The organism is Brenneria uluponensis, assembly GCF_032395385.1.
GTDB lineage: Bacteria > Pseudomonadota > Gammaproteobacteria > Enterobacterales > Enterobacteriaceae > Prodigiosinella > Prodigiosinella aquatilis.
The window spans coordinates 3,099,270-3,124,045 of record NZ_CP135917.1; the positions used below are offsets into that span (position 1 = coordinate 3,099,270).

Below are 24,776 nucleotides of genomic sequence, written 5' to 3' on the forward strand. Positions count from 1 at the left end.
CCGGCATAGCCGGAGGTTTTTCATATGCGCCTATAAGGCTCTGTTACCAGCCGCGCCCTAACAGGCGCATCGCGATCTGACATTTGCATCTATGGATTACTTACGGCCCGTAAACGGGCTACCCGGATATGGGATCGAGAGTTGCTCACCCAACTTATCTTGCTCCAATTGGTGCTTTATGTATTCTTGTATCTTCGATGTATTCTTTCCCACCGTATCTACATAATACCCTCGACACCAGAATTCTCGATTTCGGTATTTAAACTTCAAATCGCCAAATTGCTCATAAACCATCAGGCTACTCTTACCCTTCAGGTATCCCATAAAACTCGACACACTCATCTTCGGCGGGATCTCCAGAAGCATATGGATGTGATCCACACAACATTCTGCCTCCACGAGGTTCACGTTTTTCCATTCACACAACTTTCTTAATATGCCGCCAATTGCCCTACGCTTTTCTCCATAGAACACCTGCCTTCGGTACTTCGGCGCAAAAACGATGTGATAATTTACAGTTCCATCGGGCGTGCGCTAAGCTCTTTTCGTCCCCCATGGGACCCCCTTTCAATTTTTTGCTTAACTTTTGCAGTTGCCAGACCGCAAGGTGTTTTAACAAATCGAAAGGGGTTTTTATAACCGACTTATAGCTGAAAGCTTTACGGAACCCCCAGCCTAGCTGGGGGTTTTCTATAGACAAAAAAAATCCGCTCATAAGAGCGGATTTCACATACTTACACTCAATAAGTACAAGTGTAGTAACGTTATTTAGAAGCGATAACCGACGCCGACATTCCAGCTGCCGATATCAACGCTACGGACACGGCTTTGTTCATAACCCACATCCAGTGCAACGTCTTCCCTTGGGTTGAACTGCAAACCAGCGCCGTAGACAAAGCCGACGTCACTGGTGCTGTGGTTAGCACCCCCCCCCGTTGCATTGTTAGTGAACTTAGCAGCACTTATCCCAATAACACCGTAGATGCTTGCCCAATCATTAATACGGTAAGCAGGACCGGCACTCAATCCATAGTACTGACCTTTCTGGTAGATACCGCCAGTAGTCTGGCTATCATCCAGATAAGTGAATGAACTAATAACACCCAATGGGCTATTATCAAATTCATAACGGTATTTCAGGTTAAAACCAGGGGCTTTATTTATTACGCCCTGCATATCACCTTGAGCATAACCTAACGACACAGTACTTTGACCCGCAACTGCGGAACCAGCACTCGCGGCCAAAACACAGGCCAAAGCAGAAAGACACGCGATCTTTTTCATATACAGCCTCGAATTCATCTTATGAAAGAATACTTACGCGCTATAAATATAACAAAAAAATAAGCACTTGGTTGCCTGGCAAATATTTTCCAAACCGGGAAAACATGTAACAAAAATTATCAAACACAAGATATCCGTATGATTTCAATTGATTTTTAATCATAATTATTAAATAAATACTTAATTTCTTGATAGCAAAAAAAACAGATAAATCTTAATTTTTCGCTTAGTTTTCAATCTGAAACTTATATTATGAAAATTTTCTCCAAACAGAGAGTAAATTAAGGTCAACAAGAGTAAACTAGATCTGAATAACTTGTTTATTTATGTAAAGCCCGGTTTTTATTAATTGCTCACTATTAAGGCCCCATGGATGACCTTATTCCCCACCCTGCGAACTTCCGTTTTACTCCCTGTATTGCTGATTTTTATCTCTATGCTATCCATTCAGAGCGGGGCTGCTCTGGCTAAAAGCCTTTTCCCACTTGTTGGGGTATCGGGTGTGACCGCATTGCGCCTGGGGTTTGGGGCGTTGATTCTTGCTGTCATCTTTAAACCCTGGCGAATGCACTTTGGCTCTAACCGTCTGCCACTACTCGTTTACGGTATCACACTAGGGGGAATGAACTATTTATTTTATCTTTCCCTGCGCACTGTTCCACTCGGTATTGTCGTAGCACTGGAATTTACCGGTCCCCTTACCGTCGCTATTTTCTCTTCCCGACGACTCTTCGACTTTCTGTGGGTCATACTGGCGATTGCCGGATTATGGTTGTTATTGCCTCTGGGGCAAAATCTGGGCAGCATATCTCCCCGTGGGGCCGCCTATGCCATCGGTGCCGGAGCCTGCTGGGCATTTTATATTCTGTTTGGACAAAAAGCCGGTAATAACCACGGTGCGGGTAGTGTCGCTATCGGAGCCTTAATTTCTGCGCTGGTTTTTTGTCCACTGGGTATATTTTTTTCCGATGCCAACTTGTTTTCTTTCTCGGTCTTGCCTATGGGAATCGGGGTGGCGATCCTCTCCACGGCACTGCCTTATTCGCTGGAAATGATAGCCTTGACACGTCTGCCGGCACGAACATTCAGTACATTAATGAGCATGGAACCTGCGATTGCCGCTCTCTCCGGCATTCTGTTTCTGGGAGAACATCTCATCCTGACCCAGTGGATAGCGTTACTGTTTATCATCATAGCTTCATTAGGTACCACGCTGACAATAAAAAAACCGAATCGGGCCAGGGAGAGTTGAAATAACCAATAGATTTCCCTATAACACAAGACTATAGGGAAACCTCAATATCTGCCCTTTCAGATAAAAAAATGAACTTAACATTCAGATATTGAGACTAATAAATAAGCTGAATATGTCGTGATGCAATTATTTTTGCATCAATATAAAAAATGGATTAATGTTATTTGGCATCACCTGTTAATTTATTTATTCCATTATTGCTCTTGTCAATCTATCTCAGCATGTCATCGTGTCACCTCACCATATAAATGTAATATAGAACAATAAGCCACAAATAAGACAATGACGGGTAATAGCAAGAATAGCAATTAACTCATTGTTAATAATGATAAATTATAACACAACGTTTAGTCATGTGAAAAAATATCCTGCTGGATGTCAGTCCTTCGTGTTACATGATAAAAATCAAATTCATGTGGAAGAAAAAATAATGCCACAGACTATTTGTATAATAGGTGATTCTTTGCGAACAACACTGGCAGAGTTGCTATAATTAACCATGTTGAACAGCAGAATTATGAACAATCAGAGCCAGTTGAAATTGAACTGGCAGTTAATAAAATCAAGAGGGTAACAATTATGCGTACAGCTAAACTGGTAAAATCCGCCCCTTCAGAATTCGTTTACACCCGGAATGATCTGGACGATGACGTTAAAGCCTCAACCATCAAACTGTTAAACCAACTGGTGATAGACTTTATCGATCTGTCACTGATCACCAAACAGGCTCACTGGAATATGCGTGGTGCCAATTTCATCGCTGTACATGAAATGATCGATACCTTCCGCGATGCTATTATCATCCACCTGGATACTTTCGCAGAACGTGTGGTACAGATCGGTGGTATAGCTACCGGCACAGTACAGGTGATTCATGAAAAAACCGCCCTGAAGAGCTATCCGACTGATATCCACAGCGTGCAGGAGCATTTGAAAGCGCTGGCAGAACGCTATGCCGTCGTCGCTAACGACGTCCGTAAAGCTATCAGTAAAGCGAAAGATGAGGATACTGCCGATATGCTGACCGCTGCGTCTCGCGATTTGGATAAGTTCTTGTGGTTTATCGAAGCGAACATTGAATAACTATCCTAAAATAAATCATTGCCCAACGGTCATCTGCCGTTGGACAACACTTATTCAAACGTCAGAAAAACCTACTTTTAGCTAGGTTAACCCTTTATCCTGCCAGCCTTTATGTACAAAAAATTAGCTTTTACCCACAATATTGCGATGTAACGCAAATCAACGGTTGTTTCCCCACTACAATTTAGTTAATCATAGCAGCGCGATACATAGGTATTTATGATGGCAGACGTTTCCTCCAGCTTATTATCTTGGCACGCGATAAAAACAATCAGGTTAAACACCATCTTTGACCACTAACCCCAGATGTTCACCACCGTGTCCGCGCTCTGCGGCTGGAGTGATGCAACCTATAAAATCGGGGCTCTTACAACCAATAGGAAGGATGTTGATGAAATCACTACTCAAAGCTTCAATTGCCGCCCTCGCGCTGGCCTTTAGCCTTTCCAGTCAGGCAGTAGATAAAACACTGATCGTTGCAACCGATACTGCGTTTGTACCGTTTGAGTTTAAACAGGGCGATAAATATGTTGGTTTTGATATCGATCTTTGGGATGCCATTGCCAAACAACTGAACCTGAGTTACACCCTAAAACCGATGGATTTCAGTGGCATCATCCCAGCACTACAAACCCGTAATATCGATCTTGCCCTGGCGGGTATCACTATTACGGAAAATCGCAAGCAAGCCGTTGATTTCTCGGACGGTTATTACAACAGTGGTTTGATGGTGATGGTTAGCGCCGATAATCATGACATTAAAGGCGAAAAAGACCTGAATGGTAAAATTCTGGCAGTGAAAAGCGGCACCGGCTCGGTGGATTATGCCAAGGCCAATATCAAAACCAAAGATCTACGCCAGTTCCCGAACATCGATAACGCCTATCTGGAATTAGCCACCCATCGTGCTGACGCGGTGCTGCATGATACCCCTAACATCCTGTATTTCATCAAAACTGCCGGTAATGGTAAGTTTAAAGCGGTAGGCGACTCCATTAAGGCACAACAGTACGGCATTGCCTTCCCGAAAGGCAGCGATCTGCGTGAAAAAGTAAACGGTGCGCTGAAAACCCTGCGTGAAAATGGTACTTATGCGGCCATCTATAAAAAATGGTTTGGCGTAGAACCTAAATAATCACCGTTTGTTGCTGGAGAAATTTAATGCAGTTTGATTGGAGTGTCATCTGGCCGTCGATTCCCCTCTTGCTGGAGGGGGCAAAAATGACCCTGCTGATTTCAGTGCTGGGTCTGTTCGGCGGGCTGGTTATTGGTGTGCTTGCGGGATTTGCCCGCGTCTACGGCGGTAGAGTGTCCAGCCATATCGCGCTGGTATTTATCGAAATTATCCGCGGTACGCCGATTGTTGTTCAGGTCATGTTCATCTATTTCGCATTGCCGATGATTCTGACGTCTATCCGCATCGACCCATTTTCTGCCGCGGTGGTGACCATCATGATTAACTCGGGAGCCTATATTGCGGAAATCACCCGTGGTTCTGTGCTGTCGATCCATAAAGGCTTCAGCGAAGCGGGTCTGGCGTTAGGCTTGTCCCGCCGCGACACACTGCGCCACGTCATCGCCCCGCTGGCGTTGCGCCGCATGTTACCGCCCTTGGGTAATCAATGGATTATCAGCATCAAGGATACTTCGCTGTTTATTGTTATCGGTGTGGCGGAACTGACCCGTGAAGGGCAGGAAATCATCGCCGGTAATTTCCGAGCCCTGGAAATCTGGAGTGCGGTAGCAGTGATTTACTTGATCATCACACTGACACTGAGCTTTATTCTGCGACGTCTGGAAAGAAAACTTAAAATTATATGATTGAATTTAAAAATGTTTCCAAACACTTTGGTCAGACAAAAGTTCTGCACGATATCGATCTGAAAATTGACCAGGGTGAAGTGGTCGTGATCATTGGGCCGTCAGGTTCCGGTAAATCCACGCTGTTACGCTGTATCAACAAGCTGGAAGAGATCACCAGCGGTGACTTGATTGTAGATGGTTTGCACGTCAATGATCCTCACGTGGATGAACGCCTGATCCGTCAGGAAGCGGGCATGGTATTTCAGCAGTTTTATCTGTTCCCACACCTGACGGCGCTGGAAAATGTAGCGTTTGGGCCCATCCGGGTGCGGGGAGCCAGCAAGGAAGAAGCTAAAAGGTCGGCCCTCGAATTGCTGGCTAAAGTCGGGCTGTCCGAACGCGCACATCACTATCCATCTGAACTTTCCGGCGGTCAGCAACAACGAGTGGCGATTGCCCGTGCGTTGGCGGTGAAGCCCAAGCTGATGCTGTTCGATGAACCAACATCCGCGCTGGACCCGGAATTGCGTCATGAAGTGCTGACGGTAATGAAAGATCTGGCCGAGGAAGGGATGACCATGGTTATTGTGACGCACGAAGTGGGCTTTGCCCAGAAAGTGGCGTCACGCTTGATCTTCATTGATAAAGGTCGTGTTGCTGAAGATGGTGACCCGGAGACGCTGGTCGCCAACCCACCCAGCGACCGTCTGCGTGAATTCCTGCAGCACGTTTCCTGACCACATTCTTCCTCCTCGATATCCCCGCGCTCCTGCGGGGATATTTCGCTTTCGGCTTAACATTCTGATCTTAAGATATCGCTACAGCACAGATACTTTTATTCCGCCGTAGCCGGATATTCCTGTTGTATCACCTCGGCAAAATCACGGCACATCACGTCATCGCCATGCAGATTATCTGCCAGTACCCGCTCACCATCCACCACCCGAATTCTGGCATTCAAATTAAAGTCCGCTGCTGGCTGAGGACGTTTTGCCGCCGCGGTGATAGTCGCTTCAGCCGCTTGCCAGACGTCATCCACTGTCTGGTTACAGACCGTCGCCAGATAATCCGGGTTAAATCCCTCACCGGTCAGGCTACGTAGGGTGTCGTCATGGCTGACACTGTTACCCGGGTTCCAGTAATGTTGCGCCAGATCCGGACCAATTAGTGGATTGTCCGTCAGGTAACCATCGCGTTGCAGGAAGAAATGGCGCGTCTGTTCAACGGCCATCAATGCCAGCAAGTATCCCTGATACGAACAGGCGGACTCCATTGACAGCAAATGCGGGATCGCCAGCGTAGGGCGTGGGCTGCCGTCGATGCCCAAAATACGCCGTTCCGTATCCCGCGCCAGCTCGGTAACGGCCTGCGGTGTGACCTGGTCATCATCCCAGGAATAGAGCTGCCATTCAAAATAGGGCACCAGCAAAATATGCCGCTCATTAAACGCTCGCATGGGTTGGCGAGTGCGGATATCCGCCTGAATTAGCGCATCGGGAATCACATCGCCTTCAACATTGGTGGCGTAGCGCTTCAACCAGTCAGCATCCTGCAATAAGCTGTCGCAAAACATTGATTGTGTCTCGGCATACGCCATCGACGTTGGTGGAAACTCTTGGGAAAAGCAGGGGGCATTCTGGCGAATATTGGCAAAATGCGCCGCATGACCGCCTTCGTGAAATAACGTATTGATGCCATTCGCCCCACTGCCGATCTGGTCTGGTTTCGCCAGACTGGTAAAATTGATACGCGCTGGCACCCAGTGTCCTTGCTGAATAAACGGTGGCACTGGTTCGTGCATAAACCCGTTTTCATATTTGCCCTTGCGCACCAGCAGATCGAGCTGCATGTCGGCGCCGTTAAAACCGATGTGCAGACGTTTGAAACTGTTTACCCAACGTTCAAGTGATGCGGCAAACGGGAAGTAAGGATCAAGCTGGCGGGTTACATCCCCTGAACTGGCATAACGGACATTCCAGGGTTGTAATGCGTCTTCCCCGTTTTCCGCCGACAGTTGACGCAGACTACGCAGATTGGCGTCACGGGTTTGCGCTTCAAAGCGGTCCAGAATGGCAAAGAGTTGCTCCGGCGTCATACGCTCGGTCTTATTGACCTTGTAATCGAAGTAATTACGATAGCCCATCTGACGTGCGAAACGATTACGCAGGCTGACCAACGTTAAAAATCCATGCTGTAATAACCACTGCTCCAGATCGCGTAATGCCTGCTGTGAACTACGCCGGGAAGCTTCGTTATCATTGGTGGCCTGATTGGTTAGCAACTCGCCCAATGAAGCCTCAACCCGCTCACCTTCTTCATTCAGATGGGTCATCTCATAGGTTTTACGTTGGGAATACAGCGTATTTTCCGCTGAGATAAGTTCATCCAGCAGGGATTGTGCCTGAGGATCTTCAATCACATTACAATCGAAAAAACGATACCAACCGCGTAAGCCGTGTAACAACGCTGCGTTATCCACGGTATGCGGTGCCGCCTCCAGCGTGGCAATATGCGCACGCAATGTCGCCAATTGCTGTGGTTGTGAGATAAAACGCTTGTAGGCACTTTCCGCCTCGGCAAAACGAGCCGCCACATCGTCGTTGCCGGTTCCCATATAGTATTGCCAGAACAGATCTTCTTTAGTCTGGTGCACCGCAAGATAGTCGCGGTTCAACGCATTGAAATAATCCACTACCTGTTGCATGACTGATCCTTCTCTTATTTTTGCCGCTGAGGGAAATATTCACCTTCAGCCCAGTTGCTTTCTGATGGCGGAGGCGGCCTGCTCCATCGTGGATGCGACCCCGCTTGCCACCAGGCAACAAGCCAGTTGTAGACGAATTGCCTGCGGTATGGCCTGTTCCCCCGCCAGGCATTGTGCCGTCCAGCGGGCTGTCGTCTCGGCGTCTTTTGTGGCGGGCAGCGCATCGGCAGCCACCACGATATCCTGCCGCAATTGCAGTACCTGTTGCTGCTGATGGATAAAATGTATCTCCGGACAACGCTCGGGATGGGCGTAGACTTCCCCTTCCGTACCGTGCATCAACAACGCCCGTCCACCCATATTCTGAAAAAATGAGGCAACCCGTGTCACATATTCCGGATGAGACACACTGGCTAACCGAAGCGCCGCCCCTTCGGCAAACGGAGTCGCTATTTTCGCCAGCGTATGCGCACTGTTTCGCACCCCCATCCGCCAGCGGAAATTCAGTTGCCGTTCCATCGGCGGACACAGGACGGATACCGGCATAAACACGGGCTTCCCACTGTCCAGCCGCTTCTGCGCCTCTATGTTGTCCTTTACCGGCATCACCCCCAACTCATGCAGAATTTCCGCACTGGTCACCCGGGTAGGATCCTCACTAACGCCGTGGATCAGCACCGGGAAACCGAGCTTTGATAGTAGTAACGCCAGCAATGGCGTCAGACAGGCCTGTTTGCGCGCGCCGTTATAGCTGGGAATCACGATGGGTGGTAAGCGCTGCGCGGGAGGGTTCAAATGCAGAGTCTGCTCACACATTGCCTGATAAAAACCACGCATCTCGGCGTCTGACTCCCCCTTGATACGAAACGCGATCAATAATCCCCCCAACACCAGTTCAGGAACCTGATCGTTGAGCATCTCACGGTAAAGTTCGTAGGCGGTAGTCTGGTCTATATCCCGGGCGTGCTGTTTGCCGCGCCCGACTTCTTTGATAATTTTAGTGAAATCCATGATGCGTCTCATCACTAATACGGTAGTCAATCGGCTAACTGCGAAAATACCATGTTTTTGTTTGATCCGTGTCACCAAAGCCATTATTATCGCCCGCGCATTAATAACAACCGATTAACGATTTATCTTTTATGCGTATTTCGCCACGCTGATCCATCCTTTTTTACAAACTGTACGCCCACACGTAACCATTTTCTGCGCAACATGCGCCTGTCGCCGATGAATCGGCGTCAACCGACAGACCAGTCGGTGTATTGATAATCGCTTTATTAACCAACAAGGCCTTATGACTATGTTGTTGTCTTCAAACCGCCAGGACTGGCTTGGCAATATCCGTGGCGATATCCTGGCGGGTATCGTTGTTGCTCTGGCGTTGATTCCAGAATCCATTGCCTTTTCCATTATTGCTGGTGTCGACCCTAAAATCGGGCTATATGCCGCGTTCTGCATCACTATCGTGATCGCGTTCATTGGTGGCCGTCCCGGCATGATTTCTTCCGCTACCGGCGCCATGGCGCTGCTGATGGTCACGCTGGTGAAAGAACATGGGTTGGAATACCTGTTTGCCGCGACGCTGCTGGCGGGTATGCTGCAAGTTCTGGCCGGTTATCTGAAGCTGGGCAGTCTGATGCGTTTCGTCTCTCATTCGGTGATTGTCGGGTTTGTGAACGCACTGGCTATCCTGATTTTCATGGCGCAGCTACCTGAACTGACGCATGTTGGCTGGCCGGTTTATGCCATGACAGCGCTGGGACTCGCCATTATTTATCTCTTCCCCTTTATCACCCGTAGCATCCCATCTCCGCTGGTTTGTATTATCGTGTTGACGATCCTGTCACTCAGCCTGGGGCTGGATATTCGAACCGTGGGCGATATGGGCCAGCTACCGGATACACTGCCGGTTTTCGCCCTGCCGGACATCCCGGTAAACCTGCACACATTGGCGGTGATTTTCCCTTATTCCGCAGGGTTGGCCGCGGTCGGATTACTGGAATCGATGATGACATCCACCATCGTTGATGAGATGACCGACACACCCAGCGATAAAAACCGGGAATGCAAAGCTCAGGGGATTGCCAACATGGTGACGTCACTGATGGGCGGAATGGCGGGTTGCGCCATGATTGGTCAGTCGGTGATTAATATTAAATCCGGTGGCCGTGGACGCCTCTCGACGCTGACCGCCGGTGTCTTCCTGCTGTGTCTGGTCATGTTTCTGCGCGACTGGGTATCCCACATTCCGATGGCTGCACTGGTTGCCGTCATGATCATGGTATCCATCAGCACCTTTTCCTGGCGCTCCATCCGTGACCTGCGGACGCATCCGGTTTCCACCAGCGTGGTGATGCTGACCACCGTCACGGTTGTCGTGACAACCCATAATCTAGCCTACGGCGTTCTGGTCGGTGTATTGATTGCGGGGATTAATTTTGCCAACAAAGTGGCTCAGTTTATGCTGGTAGACAGCGTTGTTTCAGAAAATACCCGGCATTATCAGGTTAAAGGGCAGTTGTTCTTTGCTTCAGCCGAACGATTTGCCAATAGCTTTGATTTTAATGACAGCATTAATCACATCGTTATCGATTTGCATCATGCACACTGTTGGGACATCACATCCGTCAGCGCACTGGATAAAGTGGTCATGAAATTCAGACGCCTGGGCAAGCAGGTTGACGTCACCGGATTAAACACCGCCAGTGCTACGATTGTCGATAAATTTGCCATTCATGACAAACCCATCGACGCGACGAAACTGCTGGAAGAACATTAACGGGCATCACGACTAAGTACGTCGTCTTTTCAGATACAACGGGCTGCCAGTCAACGGGTAGCCTGTTTATGTATCGGCTTTACCCTCTTCCGGCATATCGCGCTGTTCAATTGGAAATACCGGCAACGCCGCCAGTAATTGTGCCCCATAGCTTTTAGTCAGCAGACGGCGATCGTAGATCACTATTTCGCCGAAACAGTCATGACTGCGGATCAACCGTCCCACCTGCTGGATCAGCCTGAACGACGCACTCGGCAGGCTCTGAACCACAAACGGGTGGCGTTTCAGGCTTTTCAGCCATTCGCCTTCTGTCAGGATCACCGGACTGTCAATCGGCGGAAAGGCTATCTTGTGAATATGCACTTGCGTTAACAGCTCACCTTTCAGATCCAGCCCTTCCGCAAAAGATTGTAGGCCGACCAGCACGCTGGTTTGCCCCTCTTCTACCCGCTGGCGATGCAGTTCCACCAATCGATAGCGAGGCTGGTCGCCCTGCACCAGCAGCATTAACCGCAAATCGGTCACTTGTGTCAGAAACAGTTGCATAGCACGCTGGCTGGCAAACAGCATTAGCATGCCTTTATGGGTATTTTTCTGAAGTTCCGAGCGAAAAAAACGTGCCATTTCAGCAATATGTTGTGCTTCGCACGCCATCAGTGGCTCATAGCGCATTTTAGGGATCACTAACCGACCTTGCTCACGGTGATTAAACGGCGAATCCAGGGCAATAAACGTATCCCCATCTTCTTCACTCAGCCCCGACAGCTCTTTCAAACGGGTAAAACTGTTCAGTGAGCGCAGCGTCGCCGAAGTCATCACAACATGAGAAAGATTGCGCCACAGTAATCGGTCAAGCTGGTCGCAAACACGGATCCCAGCACAATGCAGATAAAGATGCGGCTGGCCGTCCCACATCTCGCGGACAATCCACTTGGAAACCGGCGCATTGGAAGATTGCTCCAGCGCCGCCAGACGCCATAATTTACTCACCGTTTCCAGATAATTCAGGATCCGGCTCATCCGCAACATGGTGTGGTGTAATCGCACTATATCGTGCTGGCCGGTTTTTTCGCCCAGATCATTGAGCATATACTCCGCCAGTCCGCGCAGACTGTCGGTCAGCTTGAACAGGCGGGAGCAGACATCACTCATTTCTTCCGGCAATTTTCCCATCGGGAAACGATAATCCGCCGATACGGCGTCAACGGGCAGGAACGACACGCACATCTGCTCAAATATCTGCATCCGTTCCCGCACTTCACCACAATGCGCTAACAGCCGTTCGGCGTTGGCCAACCGAGGCGGCGATTTCGGAGCAAACTGTGCCATGCAGATACCCATTTGTTGCACCAGCTGTTCCAACTGGTACTGAGTCACACTGTGGGTAATATCAGCGGATACCTCTAATGCATCCCGGGCAACATCAGGCACGTGATGTCCTTCATCCAATACCAGTAACAGATTTTTGGCGCTGGGCAACACCGAATCACTTTCCATCGCCGCCATCACCAAGGCATGATTGGTGACGACCACATCAGCCTCTTCAATCTCACGCCGGGCGATAAAAAATGGGCATTCGCGGAAATAGTGACAGTTACGCCCCAGACAGTTCGCCTTATCGGTGCTGAGCCTGGCCCACAGTCCATCGGTTATTGATGCCTGATAATGATCCCGAAGTCCGTCCCAGGTATGACTCTGCAAGGCTTTTGCCAGTTTTGTGCAGATGGCCTGCTCTTCGCGACTGGAAGGAACCCGTTCATCATCCAGAAACAGGGTTAAATCCCCTTGTGCATCGACATCCGTCGCCATGACCGCCAGATTACGTGGACAGATATAGCGTCCCCGACCAAACGCCGCCGTAAATTTCAAGTCGGGAATGAACGACTTCAGCAGCGGTAAATCCTTGCTAAAAAGCTGATCCTGTAGTGCGACATTGGCCGTACTGACCACCAGCGTTTTCAGTTCAGACCGACCGACCGCGATGCCTGGAATCAGGTATGACAGGGTTTTCCCCACCCCAGTCGGCGCTTCGATGACTAAATGGCGCGGATAATCGCCCGCCAGCGCTTTAGCCACTTCAGCTATCATCTGTCGCTGTGGAGTACGGGAAACAAAATCCGGAATTTGCTGCTGCAATGCCTTATACCATTGGCCGATCTGCAGTTTTAACGCGGGGGAAAGGGCCATGCCTGCTCAATATCAGTTAATTCAGCAGGCATTGTCCCACAGACGGCAGGTAATACGCCACTTTCGTTATGGAAGCGCAGGTTTACACCACGTCTTGACCACCGTGGATGATACGAATTCAAGAAACCGGCAGCGGCAGTTTACTTGTATCACCAGCGGAAGGCTTTATAATCCAGAGGAATTAACAAAAGGATAACCTGATGAGTTTAAGCAAGCTGGGTATGATCGGGCTATTTGCCCTGTGTGCATTGAGTGGTATTGGTGGCGTCATGCTGGTGGGTTATATCATTATTGTTCACAGCAACTGACCATACGATAACGGCAGACTCGTGTCTGAGGGGAAAAACTATTCAACCGCTATTGCCCCTGTACCATCATTCCCTGATGGCGTTTCCCGACCCCATCACGGTGGTCAGGAAACGGAATTGATGAAGGCATTAACGCCAAGAAAGGTGTTAATGCAAGGTAAGGTGTTAAAGCAAGGTAAAGTGCTGTGTTTTCACCCGTTCTGAATCCACGCCAATCATGACATCAAATCGGCCCGGCTCCACAACATGCTGCATTTTCGCGTTATAGAACATCAAGTCTTTAGGCGAGAGTGTAAAGCTGACGGTTTTTTCTTCTCCCGGTTGCAGCATCACCCGTTGAAATCCTTTCAGTTCTTTTACCGGACGGCTAACTGAAGCCACCACATCATGTAAATACAGCTGGATGACGGTTTCTCCTGCGCGTTTACCGGTATTTTTTACTGTCACTGACGCGGTTAATGTTCCGTCACGTTTCATGATCGGGCTGGAAAGCCGGATTGCCGACACGTCAAACGTGGTGTAACTCAGGCCATATCCAAATGGATAGAGCGGGCCATTGGCTTCATCATAATAATGCGAGGTGTACTTACCCGGATTCTCCGGCGTATAAGGACGTCCGGTTGGCAGGTGATTATAGTAAATCGGAATCTGCCCTACAGAACGCGGAAAGGATATCGGCAGTCTGCCGGAAGGGTTGTAGTCGCCAAACAACACATCGGCAATCGCGTTCCCGCCTTCCGTCCCGCTGAACCAGGTTTCCAGCAATGCGTTTGCCTGCTGATTTTCTCGTACCAGCGCCAGAGGACGTCCATTCATCAGCACCAGCACCAGGGGTTTACCCGTTGCTTTCAACGCGGTGATTAATGCTTCCTGACTATCAGGGATAGTAATATTGGAACGGCTGGAGGCTTCATGCGCCATGCCTTGCGCCTCACCCACTACCGCAACCACGATATCAGACTGTCTGGCCACGCTCACCGCTTCTTCAATCATCGCCTGGGGCGTGCGGCGATCTACCGTCACCGCAGGTTCATACTGATTCAGGAAATCAATAATCCCTTTATGATTACTGATGTTGGCACCTTTGGCATACAGAATATGGGCCTTATCGCCTACGGCGTTTTTAATCCCCTGATATACCGTTACCGACTGTCGGGCAACGCCAGCTGCCGACCAGCTACCCATGATGTCGCGTTTACTGTCCGCCAACGGCCCTATCACCGCAATCGTACCGGTTTTTTTCAGCGGCAGAATATTAAGCCGGTTTTTCAGCAAGACCAGACTTTCGCGCGCGACTTCCCGCGCTGCCAGACGATGCAGACGGCTTTCCGCATTAGTATCCACCGGGTCAGAACCTACTGGCCCAAGGTGGCGATATGGGTTCTGAAACAACCCCATATCGTATTTCATATTCAGCACCTTCCGACAGGCCGCTTCGACATCCTTTTCGCTTACCGCACCGCTTTTTACCAATCCCGGCAAGTAGCGACCAAAATATTCATCGCTCATGCTCATATCGATACCGGACGTAATGGCAATACGCGAGGCATCGCGCGCATCCGCCGCCACCCCGTGTTTAATCAGTTCTTTGATGGCGCCATGATCGCTGATAGTGACGCCGTTAAAATGCCACTGATCGCGTAGTACATCTTTCATCAGCCAGCGATTGGAGGTAGCCGGTACGCCATTGATGGAGTTGAGTGCGATCATGACCCCGCCACTCCCCGCATCAATCGCAGCCTTATACGGCGGCATATAATCCTGGAACATGCGCTGCAAGCTCATGTCCACCGTGTTATAGTCGCGACCACCTTCGACTGCGCCATACAGGGCGTAATGTTTAACACTGGTCATCAGGGAGTGCCGGCCCGTAAGATCGTCGCCCTGAAAGGCTTTCACCATCACACGGGCAATTTCACTGGTCAGCCAGGTATCCTCGCCAAAGCCTTCGGATACTCGCCCCCAGCGTGGGTCACGGGTAATATCCACCATCGGCGCCCAGGTCATGTTCAGACCATCTTCAGTCGCCTCATAGGCTGCTGTACGCCCAGTCAGCGCGATAGCATCCATATCCCAGGAAGAGGCCAACCCCAGCGCGATAGGGAAAATGGTACGCTGACCATGTACTACGTCATAAGCAAAAAACAGTGGAATCTTCAGGCGACTGAGCTGCATAGCCTGATCCTGCATCTGCCGGATATCGTGGCGAGTGACAGTATTAAAGATGCCACCCACTTGCCCGTGTCGAATCATTTCACGAATGGCTGCCTTCGGGTTATCCGCTCCCACGCTGATTAACCGCAACTGGCCGATTTTTTCTTCCAGCGTCATTTTTTTCAGCAGATCGGTTACAAAAGCATCGCGTTGCTGATGCGAAGTTGACATCACCGCAGGTGGTGTTGCGACCAACGGTTGGGCAGCAACAACATTACCGGCAAGCCCGATTACAATCGTCAGTGAAGTAAGCCATTTCATTATTTTTTCGTACTCAATCAATCCCTTGTTTCTGGCGATATCACCAAAACACGGCATAAAAGTTGGTGGGACAGGTCAGTTAATGTGCCATAACCCTGAAGTGGCAAGAAGAGTATTCACCCTCCACACGCCATTGTTGTGATGTACCACAGAATACATCGCACATCATGATAATGATTTTCAGACAAAAAATTGACTTAAAAGTGAAAGAATTATGCGAGTTGCTGCACAGATGACCATGATCATCGGGTGAAGTGACACCACGCCACATTACGAGCAGGATATTATTAGCAGGGCCGATAGCAGTATGACGTGATGGTGGAGGCAAGCACCCGGCCTTGTCCGGCCGGGCACAGGAGAGTGGCTAATTGGCAGAACACACTATAATGCAGTAGCAGTCAACGCCTTATCCAGCGAACCGACCAGCCAGTCAATATCCTGCTCCTGAAACGCCAGCGGTGGGCGCAGCTTCAATACGTTACCATACGGTCCGGCAACTGATGTCAGCACATGATCGGTTCGCAAACGTTCAATCACATCCAGCGCCAACGCTTTGTTTGGTGTTTTTGCATCACGGTCGCTGACCAGTTCAAAACCGATGAACAACCCGGCACCACGCACATCCCCGACACTCGAGTGCCGTTGTGCCAACAGTGCCAGTTCGCGACGTAGTTTTTCCCCGACGTTTTTGCTGTGCGCCTGCAATTTCTCTTCTCGGATAACCTGTAACACCGCCTGTGCGGCAGCAATCGACACCGGGTTCCCCCCGAACGTATTGAAATAAGGAATCTCATCACTGAACGCCGCCAGTACGTCCGGTCTGGCCAACAGTGCTGAGACGGGAATACCGTTACCCATCGGTTTTCCCATCGTGATGATGTCCGGCACGATGCCGTGGCGGGCAAAACCCCAGAAAGCGTCCCCGGTCCGGGCGAAACCAGGTTGCACTTCGTCAGCGATGAAAATACCGCCATTAGCGTGCACCACATCGACAGCCGGCTGCAAATAACCTATCGGTGCTGGCAGTACGCCATCTGATGAAAAAATGGAGTCGGCCAGAAAGCCGGCAAATTTAATACCGTGTGCCGCCATGTCATCAATCTGCTTTTGAATTTCGTTAGCAAACCAGATGCCGAGGTCAGGAGCATCGACCCGATAACGATCCGGGGCCGGAACCAGCCGGGTTGTTGCCGCCAACGGCTGACCGCTGCCCAACGCCGGTGAAGCACCTGATGTCAGCTCACTGGTCCCGTGGTAGGCTTCCTGACTGACAATGATTCCCGTACCACCGCTATAGGCGCGGGCGACACGAATAGCCAGGTCGTTAGCTTCCGACCCGGTACACATGTACATCGCTTTGGTAATTTCCGCTGGTACCGTCGTCAGTAAATCCTCGGTGTAATCCAGGATACGTTCATGCAGATAACGGGTATGCGTATTGAGCTGGCTCATCTGTTGGTGCACTGCGGCGATAACGGCAGGATGGCAGTGTCCGATACTGGCCACGTTGTTATACACATCCAAATATTTATCGCCAGCAGCATCCCACAAATACTGCCCTTCTCCTCGCACCAGATGCACGGGGTTACGATAAAACAGGCGATAGGAGTCTCCCAGCACCCGACTACGTTTATCAGTAAGTTTACGAACATCCTGACTCAACGCATCGGCATGTTCGGCTCGAAAGCTGTTGGTATCCATAATGGTTGAACGTGTTGCCATGATGACTCCTGTCTAGAAGATGAATGAAAAACCCAAGATGGGTTCTGCCAGCGGGTTATCGGGTATATGCCCGAGTGGCAGTACTGCCTATCACCATACAACAAAAACAATAAAATACACAAATACAAAAATAAGCACTAATAATCTGCCAAAAAAACCCACAATAAACCTAATTTACACACTCAAACTAAAATACTCATGACGCAACAAAAAAATTCAACTTATTGTTTTTTAACTTAAAATAAGATCTAATATTGACCTCTAAGCCGAAAATATCAATGCCATCGTCAAGTAATAAGCACAAAAATACACATTTATGCAATAATTTATCCACCCATCATCGTTGAACTTGCCGGTATAATGACACTGGGACACCCAGGGACATCAAGAAACAGAACACCAATAAACCTGACCCTAACGAGGTTTGTTATCTGTTACACACGATAATGCAAGCTTCGAAGATTTCATTCCAAGAGTGAGACTCATGCTAGAAGAAACCCGTCTACACCGTATCCGCGCCTTGCTGTCCACGTTAAACCGGGTCAGTACGGAGCAAATTATTCAGCATCTTGGCGTTTCCAGAGAAACGGTACGACGGGATATTCTTAAACTGGAAGCCCAAGGCGGACTGCGGCGGGTTCATGGCGGTATCGTGGCTACAGATAGCTCGCCAGAACCCCCGCTTGCCATACGTAATGCTGTGCGCGCCAAAGAAAAACACGCCATTGCCCGCGCTGCGGTACAACAATTACGGGCTGGACAAACCCTCTTCATTGATGCAGGCAGTACGACATCGCTGCTGGCTGATGAATTACTGTCGATGCCCGGCATGACAATTATCACCAACAGTCTGAACATTGCGCTTACCTTAAGTGCGGTCGACTCAGACAAACTGTTGCGCCATGACGTTATTTTGCTCGGCGGGCATATGGGCCCGTCAATGCAGGCAACCAGCGGTGCACTGACCGTCAGTGAAATTCAGCGCTATCGCGCCGATGTCGCGTTACTGTCCCCCGTCGGCATTGCCAGTCAGTCCGGCGCCAGTAGTTTTGCCCACCATGAGGCTGAGGTTGCAGGGGCGATGGCGCATCATGCCAAAACACGGATTATTCTGGCCGATCACAGCAAGATTGGCGTTACCAGTCGTATTATTTACGCCCCTATAAGCGATATCGACATGATTATTAGCGATGAAGCCGCCACCGATAGCAGCGACTGGGAATTACTACAGGTTGCCTGCGGACATGTCATTCTGGCGTGAACACCGTTATAAACGAATGGACGCTGACACCGTGGTTATCCCCACGGTCGGGATGTCAGCTGACATTTTTCGTGCTAAAGATAAGGTATGGATAACAAAAGGAGAATAAGAGATGTACCAGTTGTATATTGCAAACAAGAACTATTCATCATGGTCACTACGACCCTGGATCATGCTCAAAGCGTTGGAAGTTCCCTTTGAAGAAAAATTGGCTCCTTTTTCTCCCGGGCTTACACAACCTGCCTTCAAAACCTTTTCACCCACCGGTAAAGTGCCTTGCTTAATTGATGGTGATACCACGGTGTGGGACTCACTGGCGATTATCGAATATCTGGCCGAACATCATCCAGGCGTCTGGCCGACTGACGCCGCGGCCCGCACCTGGGCACGTTGTGCAGCGGCAGAAATTCATTCCGGGTTTAATGCCATACGCAACCAGTGCTCGATGAGTTGCGGCGTGCGGATCAAACTACATGACATCACGCCTGAACTGGAAAATGACCTGACACGCCTGAATACGCTGTGGAAAGAAGGGCTCTCCCGCTTTGGCGGTCCATTCCTGGCGGGCAAACAATTCAGTGCGGTCGATGCGTTTTTCGCGCCGGTGGTATTCCGCATCCAGACCTACAGTCTGCCACTGGAACCGGAGGTGGAAAATTACTACCGCCATATGCTGGGACATCCAGCCATGCGTGTCTGGATGGAGCAGGCATTGTCAGAGCCCTGGAGGGAAGCGACTCATGAAGAAGAAATCACCCGTTTTGGGGATATCACGCTAGATCTCAGGGTTCCGATATAACGCGGTGGGCGGGTAAATTGCTTCTTAAAAGCAAGCTTGCGCGATGGCGACATGCCTCGAGGCATAAAGGTATGCAGAGGCCGTCGCTACGGCTCGGAGTGGAAACGTAACCGGTAGTACTGCGGGGGCCACATTCCCGTCAGGCTTCCCGCGAATAATACCGGCTTATACAAACGTGGTATTTCTCTAATGTCGGAGTTTTACTTTGTCGCGGTTAACGCCATGTCGATTGTTTCTGCGTCATGAGACTCACGCGACGCCAGGGCTCTCTCCCTTTTATAACTCAGCGCAGCTGCCGGCACAGCACTGACCTTCCCGGTTTCCAGCCAGTTACGCAGACGATTGGCATCCGCGAAATGCGTATATTTTCCATACGCATCTAGTACCACCAGTGATACCGGACGATGGTTGATTACCGTACGCATTGCCAAACAATGACCTGCTTGATTGGTAAACCCGGTCTTCGTCAGCTGGATATCCCAGTCAGACCGATAAACCAGATGGTTGGTATTGCGAAACGGCAAGGTATAAGTCGGATGAGAAAACGTCTCCATTTTTTCGTGAGTGGTACTCAGTTGACTCAGTAGTGGGTACTGTCGGGAGGCAATCAGCAGCTTGGTCAAATCCCGGGCAGTGGAAACGTTATTGATCGACAGCCCCGTCGGTTCTACATAATGCGTGTGAGTCATTCCCAATGCTTTGGCTTTGGCATTCATGGCCGCAATAAAAGCCTGATAACCGCCACGATAATGATATGCCAAACTGGCCGCTGCACGGTTTTCAGAAGACATCAGCGCCAACAGCAACATATCATGACGGCTGATTTCACTACCAAGACGCACACGGGAATACACGCCTTTCATCTCTTTCGTCTGGCTTATATTCACGGAAAGAAGCTCATCCAACGGCTGATTGGCATCCAGCACTACCAATGCCGTCATCAGTTTGGTGAGAGACGCAATGGGTACCACGACATCAGGATTACTGGAATACAGCACCTTGTTGTTACTCAAATCCACCACCATGGCACTGCCGGAGGCAATCTCCTGATGGGTAGCAGTATGCTGCACAATATGTTGTTTCGCCATCGCAGCGGGAAGCAGCAAAAATGGCGAAGAAAGAAGCACGAGTCCCACACAGGGATATTTAAATTTTTTGTTCATTATTCAACAACTTAAACAGTAAACTGTTAAATTAAAAAGGAGAGAACGCGGCATTATAATTGACCCATTCCCTCGGTGCACTCGAAGTAACCATAAAGCTTTGTGACAAAGTTTGACTGACGTTGAAAAACTGATTACCCAACCATAAAAATCGGTCTGTCCCCGGTTACTCACGCCATCCCGGATCCGCTTTCCTGTTGTAGCACCGTAAGAGGCATTCCTGCATCGTTAACGCCCTTGGGGGCACCGCATTGTAAACACATCAACTCTGGTTAATAATTTGTCGCAACAAAGCTCGTTTTTGCTTAACAATGGATAATATTTATGCCCAATGAAAAAAACGCGTCAAACGTTCAACGACCGTTATTAACACTACCAGGCACGGCTGACAAATTGCTGCTTCATTCCTGCTGTGCGCCTTGTTCAGGAGAAGTGATGGAAGCGCTGGCGGCTTCAGGTATTGATTACACCATTTTTTTCTATAACCCCAATATCCATCCACAACGAGAGTATCTGATTCGCAAAGAAGAAAATATCCGTTTTGCCAAAAAGTATAGCGTGCCTTTTGTCGATGCGGACTACGATACCGATAACTGGTTTGCGCGGGCGACAGGTATGGAGTGGGAACCGGAACGGGGGATCCGCTGTACCATGTGTTTTGATATGCGTCTTGAGCGTACCGCGCTTTACGCACATGAACATGGCTTTAGCGCTATCGCCAGCTCATTGGGAATTTCGCGCTGGAAAAACATGCAACAGATCAATACCTGCGGGATGAACGCCACCCGGAAATATCCAGGAATGGTGTATTGGGATTATAACTGGCGTAAACAAGGTGGTTCAACCCGGATGATTGAAATTAGTAAACGAGAGCAATTTTATCAGCAAGAATATTGTGGTTGTATTTATTCATTACGCGACACAAATAAGCATCGAAAATCTCAGGGCCGGGATATTATTCGCATTGGGGAACGGTATTATGGTGATGATTCAACATCATCCTGATAAACATAATACCAAAAGAACAAACGTCGTTTGATGCTAAAACAAGGCTGTTCTATACAGAACAGCCTTGTTTTATATCGCAAAATCAATAGCCAAGCAATTGTCGATAAGACCGATGTTCCATATTATCCAGCAATAAACCCAACCGTAATGCACAGTCTTGGCATTTTTCTCCAAGAACATCCAATGCAGAATCATCTTCGGCCATACAAGATATTTTCACATAGTGACCCAGTGGTTCTATATAATCTATTGTAATATTGAATGTATCCAGGAAATAAATACTACGGTTTTTATTGAGCTCAAAAATCGGTTTGTAACCTAATGTTCTCAGGATACTGTCAGTTATTTCAAAAGACTCGACATTAACTGCTTCGCTCAACCCGGTACGTGGCCCCTTGACAATCCATAGCTTAATTCCCGATGGTGCCATACGACGCAGGACCATACTGATATTTTGCTGCTGAAGTTTATTTTCTTCAGAATCATAATAAATATCATACTCTTTATTTTCAAAAACATAAGATTCAGGGTGTTGGCTAAATAAACTCTCACGAAAAGTCCCAATTTCCTGAATGCGAAACTTCACGTCAACTTCATATTTCCCTCTGTAATACTCAGTCACTTTCACTCTCCACTATTAACTATCGATCTGATACTACAAACCACCAGGGAAAAGGATCGAACGGTCATTTTTAATGTGCCAACTAAAACAGAAATAATAATATATTTTTCCAGGCACACCGGGAATATACTATTACAGATAATAATTCTTATTTAACCTGATAAAATAAAAACTCTATCATAACAGTATATTGGTACATGCCTTAATGTATTTACTTGTTGGTTACTATCGGACAACTTACTGATAGTGCTATAAAATCAAGTAGTAATCTTATACCTTAAGCAAGAGCTAGTGTTTACTCAATAATTTTATTTAATAAAAAATTCATTCCCCCTCCACTAATGTGCCAACGAATGTACCCAATAAATTTCGAGTGGCAGGAGAGCACAAACAAAAAATCCTGATACGCTTACTCAAGTAAAGGTTGTCTCGTTCTGCCAGTGTTTTGTCCATACGTTATGGATAAATGGACAGTAAAGCTCAGTGCGCTGATCTACTCCTCAGAAAGACATATCAACGAAAACGCCCATTCGCTAACTATGTATAGATACGAAAGAGTGATAATACAATCTCTCCGACATTAATTTGTAAACTCAGTGCAAATAGCTGTGTAAATTTTCATTTCAAAGACGATCTGGGTTTCTGCCATGTTCTTACCTCATCCGGAACATGTTGAAAATAGGCAAAACTCCACTTCAACAAGCAACATTAATAACCTGCGCAATGGCCGCAGAGCGGTTCAATGACCGAATCTCACTAAACAACCCAGTCGCTTCTGCATATTCTTGACGTAAATATCCCAGCCACTGTTTGATGCGGGCGACGTGATACATGCCGGTATCCCCTTGTTTCTCCAGCCGAACATATTTTTGTAGTAGCGCCAACACCTGTGTCCATGGCATCCGAGGTTCATTATATTTAATCACCCGACCAAGATTGGGCACATTCAATGCGCCACGACCAATCATCACCGCATCACAACCGGTTATTGTTATACACGCCTGTGCACTTTCCCAATCCCGAATGTCACCATTAGCGATCACCGGAATGCGCAGGCGCTGGCGAATTTCACCGATTGCCTGCCAATTGATGCGATCAGAACGGTAGCCATCTTCTTTGGTGCGACCATGAACCGCCAGCTCACTGGCTCCCGCTTGCTGTACCGCGTCAGCAATCTCAAACCGTGCGTCACCGCTATCCCACCCCAAACGGACTTTCACCGTGACCGGCAAATGTTCAGGTACCGCGTCACGTATGGCTTTGGCGGCTTGATAAATCAGCTCGGGATCCTTTAACAACGTTGCTCCACCGCCACTGCCGTTCACCAATTTTGACGGACAGCCGCAGTTGAGATCAACACCCCAGGATCCTAACTCTACTGCCCGGGCAGCGTTCTCCGCCAACCACTGTGGATATTGTCCTAGCAGTTGTACCCGGACGGGTGTCCCGGAAGGCGTCTGGCTGGCGTGTTGTAGTTCCGGACAAATACGATAGAACGACTTTACTGGCAAGCGTTGGTCCACCACTCGCAAAAATTCGGTGATGCACAGATCATAGTCGTTCACTTCGGTAAGCAATTCCCGAACCAGGGAATCTAGCACACCTTCCATCGGGGCCAGTAAAACGCGCATAATTCAACTCAATCAATAACGGCAGGCAATGGTACTGTTGGTAGGCAAAACAACGCAATGGAAATAATGAGACAGGCACTTATCGGTTAAATGATGTTATTACCCTACTGTCTAACCGATTGACGACTTTGTACGATAATTATGCCATAAAATACGCAAGTAAAAACGGAGGGAGATAACTTGATTAGTAGAAAAAGTATCCACGTGGCTTTTGAGATAAGTTTACTTTTCAAGGCGCTGCTTGCCGTCTCTGAAATTGCCGCTGGTATTTTCACTTACTTTGTGTCAAAGCAATATATTCTCAATCTGGTGGAATCCATTACACACATCGAACTAACCGAAGATCCCCATGATGTTATAGCCACCTATTTGATGCATACCGCACATGGCCTATCCGTAACCAGTCAGATGTTCACTGCATTTTATCTATTAAGTCATGGAGTGATTAAACTGTGGCTCATCGGCGGGCTTTGGCGAAAAAAATTACATTATTACCCGATTGCCATCGCCATATTCTGCATTCTCATTATTTATCAACTCTATCGATACAGTTTTACCCACTCGTGGTTATTACTGTTAATCAGTCTACTGGATGTTGTGGTTATTGGCTTGACATGGTTTGAGTACCAGAATTTGCGCTATTTATCGCCTGAAGAACAAAGATAATATATTGGGTAATGACGCTGACA

The 24,776-nt window shown here is 48.6% G+C and carries 20 protein-coding genes and 1 pseudogene; 11 read left to right on the top strand and 10 right to left on the bottom strand.

Features of this window, described 5'->3' with window-relative positions; genetic code table 11:
* Positions 1-96: 96 nt before the first annotated feature.
* Positions 97-556, bottom strand: a pseudogene (gene tnpA / locus RS889_RS14535) (IS200/IS605 family transposase).
* 212 nt (positions 557-768) lie between these two features.
* Positions 769-1,284, bottom strand: coding sequence for an outer membrane protein OmpX (gene ompX, locus RS889_RS14540; protein ID WP_315707781.1), 516 nt, complete (start codon positions 1,282-1,284; stop codon positions 769-771).
* 373 nt (positions 1,285-1,657) lie between these two features.
* On the opposite strand from ompX, the gene rhtA reads away from it, so the two are divergent.
* From rhtA to glnQ, 5 genes are all read left to right on the top strand, one after another.
* Complete coding sequence (gene rhtA / locus RS889_RS14545) at positions 1,658-2,536, top strand: threonine/homoserine exporter RhtA (protein WP_315707782.1); 879 nt, start codon at positions 1,658-1,660, stop codon at positions 2,534-2,536.
* Between the two features lie 582 nt (positions 2,537-3,118).
* A complete protein-coding gene (dps, locus tag RS889_RS14550) occupies positions 3,119-3,622 on the top strand; it encodes a DNA starvation/stationary phase protection protein Dps (RefSeq protein ID WP_315707783.1) in 504 nt (167 codons plus the stop codon).
* 391 nt (positions 3,623-4,013) lie between these two features.
* Positions 4,014-4,757, top strand: a complete 744-nt coding sequence (glnH, locus tag RS889_RS14555) for a glutamine ABC transporter substrate-binding protein GlnH (protein WP_315707784.1) — start codon at positions 4,014-4,016, stop codon at positions 4,755-4,757.
* A 26-nt stretch (positions 4,758-4,783) separates the two neighbouring features.
* Positions 4,784-5,443, top strand: coding sequence for a glutamine ABC transporter permease GlnP (gene glnP / locus RS889_RS14560; protein WP_021015439.1), 660 nt, complete (start codon positions 4,784-4,786; stop codon positions 5,441-5,443).
* Positions 5,440-6,162, top strand: coding sequence for a glutamine ABC transporter ATP-binding protein GlnQ (glnQ, locus tag RS889_RS14565; RefSeq protein WP_021015438.1), 723 nt, complete (start codon positions 5,440-5,442; stop codon positions 6,160-6,162). Before glnP ends, glnQ begins: the two co-directional genes overlap by 4 nt.
* A 98-nt stretch (positions 6,163-6,260) precedes the next feature.
* Here glnQ and RS889_RS14570 read toward each other — a convergent pair whose 3' ends face one another.
* Entirely contained in the window at positions 6,261-8,129 is a 1,869-nt protein-coding gene (locus tag RS889_RS14570; RefSeq protein ID WP_315707785.1) for a M3 family metallopeptidase, read from the bottom strand.
* Positions 8,130-8,174: 45 nt separating this feature from the next.
* Positions 8,175-9,140: a DNA-binding protein YbiB gene (gene ybiB, locus RS889_RS14575; RefSeq protein WP_315707786.1), complete on the bottom strand. Its 966-nt coding sequence runs from the start codon at positions 9,138-9,140 to the stop codon at positions 8,175-8,177.
* 292 nt (positions 9,141-9,432) lie between these two features.
* On the opposite strand from ybiB, the gene RS889_RS14580 reads away from it, so the two are divergent.
* A complete protein-coding gene (locus RS889_RS14580) occupies positions 9,433-10,911 on the top strand; it encodes a SulP family inorganic anion transporter (RefSeq protein WP_315707787.1) in 1,479 nt (492 codons plus the stop codon).
* A 66-nt stretch (positions 10,912-10,977) separates the two neighbouring features.
* Here RS889_RS14580 and dinG read toward each other — a convergent pair whose 3' ends face one another.
* On the bottom strand, positions 10,978-13,098 hold the full coding sequence (dinG, locus tag RS889_RS14585; RefSeq protein ID WP_315707788.1) for an ATP-dependent DNA helicase DinG: 2,121 nt from the start codon (positions 13,096-13,098) through the stop codon (positions 10,978-10,980).
* A gap of 200 nt (positions 13,099-13,298) precedes the next feature.
* Between dinG and RS889_RS14590 the strand changes: the two genes are divergently transcribed.
* On the top strand, positions 13,299-13,406 hold the full coding sequence (locus RS889_RS14590) for a hypothetical protein (RefSeq protein ID WP_021015433.1): 108 nt from the start codon (positions 13,299-13,301) through the stop codon (positions 13,404-13,406).
* 165 nt (positions 13,407-13,571) lie between these two features.
* On the opposite strand, the gene bglX is transcribed toward RS889_RS14590, so the two are convergent.
* Entirely contained in the window at positions 13,572-15,881 is a 2,310-nt protein-coding gene (gene bglX / locus RS889_RS14595; protein WP_315707789.1) for a beta-glucosidase BglX, read from the bottom strand.
* Between the two features lie 381 nt (positions 15,882-16,262).
* The gene (locus RS889_RS14600) at positions 16,263-17,603 is read right to left on the bottom strand and encodes an aspartate aminotransferase family protein (protein ID WP_315707790.1); all 1,341 of its coding nucleotides are present in this window, start codon (positions 17,601-17,603) and stop codon (positions 16,263-16,265) included.
* A 484-nt stretch (positions 17,604-18,087) separates the two neighbouring features.
* Here RS889_RS14600 and RS889_RS14605 point away from each other — a divergent pair, with 484 nt between their 5' ends.
* Together RS889_RS14605 and RS889_RS14610 are read left to right on the top strand one after the other, a co-directional pair.
* The gene (locus tag RS889_RS14605) at positions 18,088-18,864 is read left to right on the top strand and encodes a DeoR/GlpR family DNA-binding transcription regulator (protein ID WP_315707791.1); all 777 of its coding nucleotides are present in this window, start codon (positions 18,088-18,090) and stop codon (positions 18,862-18,864) included.
* Positions 18,865-18,976: 112 nt separating this feature from the next.
* Entirely contained in the window at positions 18,977-19,663 is a 687-nt protein-coding gene (locus RS889_RS14610) for a glutathione S-transferase family protein (protein ID WP_315707792.1), read from the top strand.
* A gap of 200 nt (positions 19,664-19,863) precedes the next feature.
* Here RS889_RS14610 and pbpG read toward each other — a convergent pair whose 3' ends face one another.
* Entirely contained in the window at positions 19,864-20,826 is a 963-nt protein-coding gene (pbpG, locus tag RS889_RS14615; RefSeq protein ID WP_315707793.1) for a D-alanyl-D-alanine endopeptidase, read from the bottom strand.
* 324 nt (positions 20,827-21,150) lie between these two features.
* Between pbpG and RS889_RS14620 the strand changes: the two genes are divergently transcribed.
* Positions 21,151-21,831, top strand: coding sequence for an epoxyqueuosine reductase QueH (locus RS889_RS14620; protein WP_315707794.1), 681 nt, complete (start codon positions 21,151-21,153; stop codon positions 21,829-21,831).
* Positions 21,832-21,916: 85 nt separating this feature from the next.
* On the opposite strand, the gene cyaB is transcribed toward RS889_RS14620, so the two are convergent.
* On the bottom strand, positions 21,917-22,456 hold the full coding sequence (gene cyaB / locus RS889_RS14625) for a class IV adenylate cyclase (protein ID WP_315707795.1): 540 nt from the start codon (positions 22,454-22,456) through the stop codon (positions 21,917-21,919).
* Positions 22,457-23,151: 695 nt separating this feature from the next.
* The gene (gene dusC / locus RS889_RS14630) at positions 23,152-24,087 is read right to left on the bottom strand and encodes a tRNA dihydrouridine(16) synthase DusC (protein ID WP_315707796.1); all 936 of its coding nucleotides are present in this window, start codon (positions 24,085-24,087) and stop codon (positions 23,152-23,154) included.
* Between the two features lie 180 nt (positions 24,088-24,267).
* Between dusC and RS889_RS14635 the strand changes: the two genes are divergently transcribed.
* Positions 24,268-24,753, top strand: coding sequence for a DUF2127 domain-containing protein (locus tag RS889_RS14635; RefSeq protein WP_315707797.1), 486 nt, complete (start codon positions 24,268-24,270; stop codon positions 24,751-24,753).
* Positions 24,754-24,776: the final 23 nt, after the last annotated feature.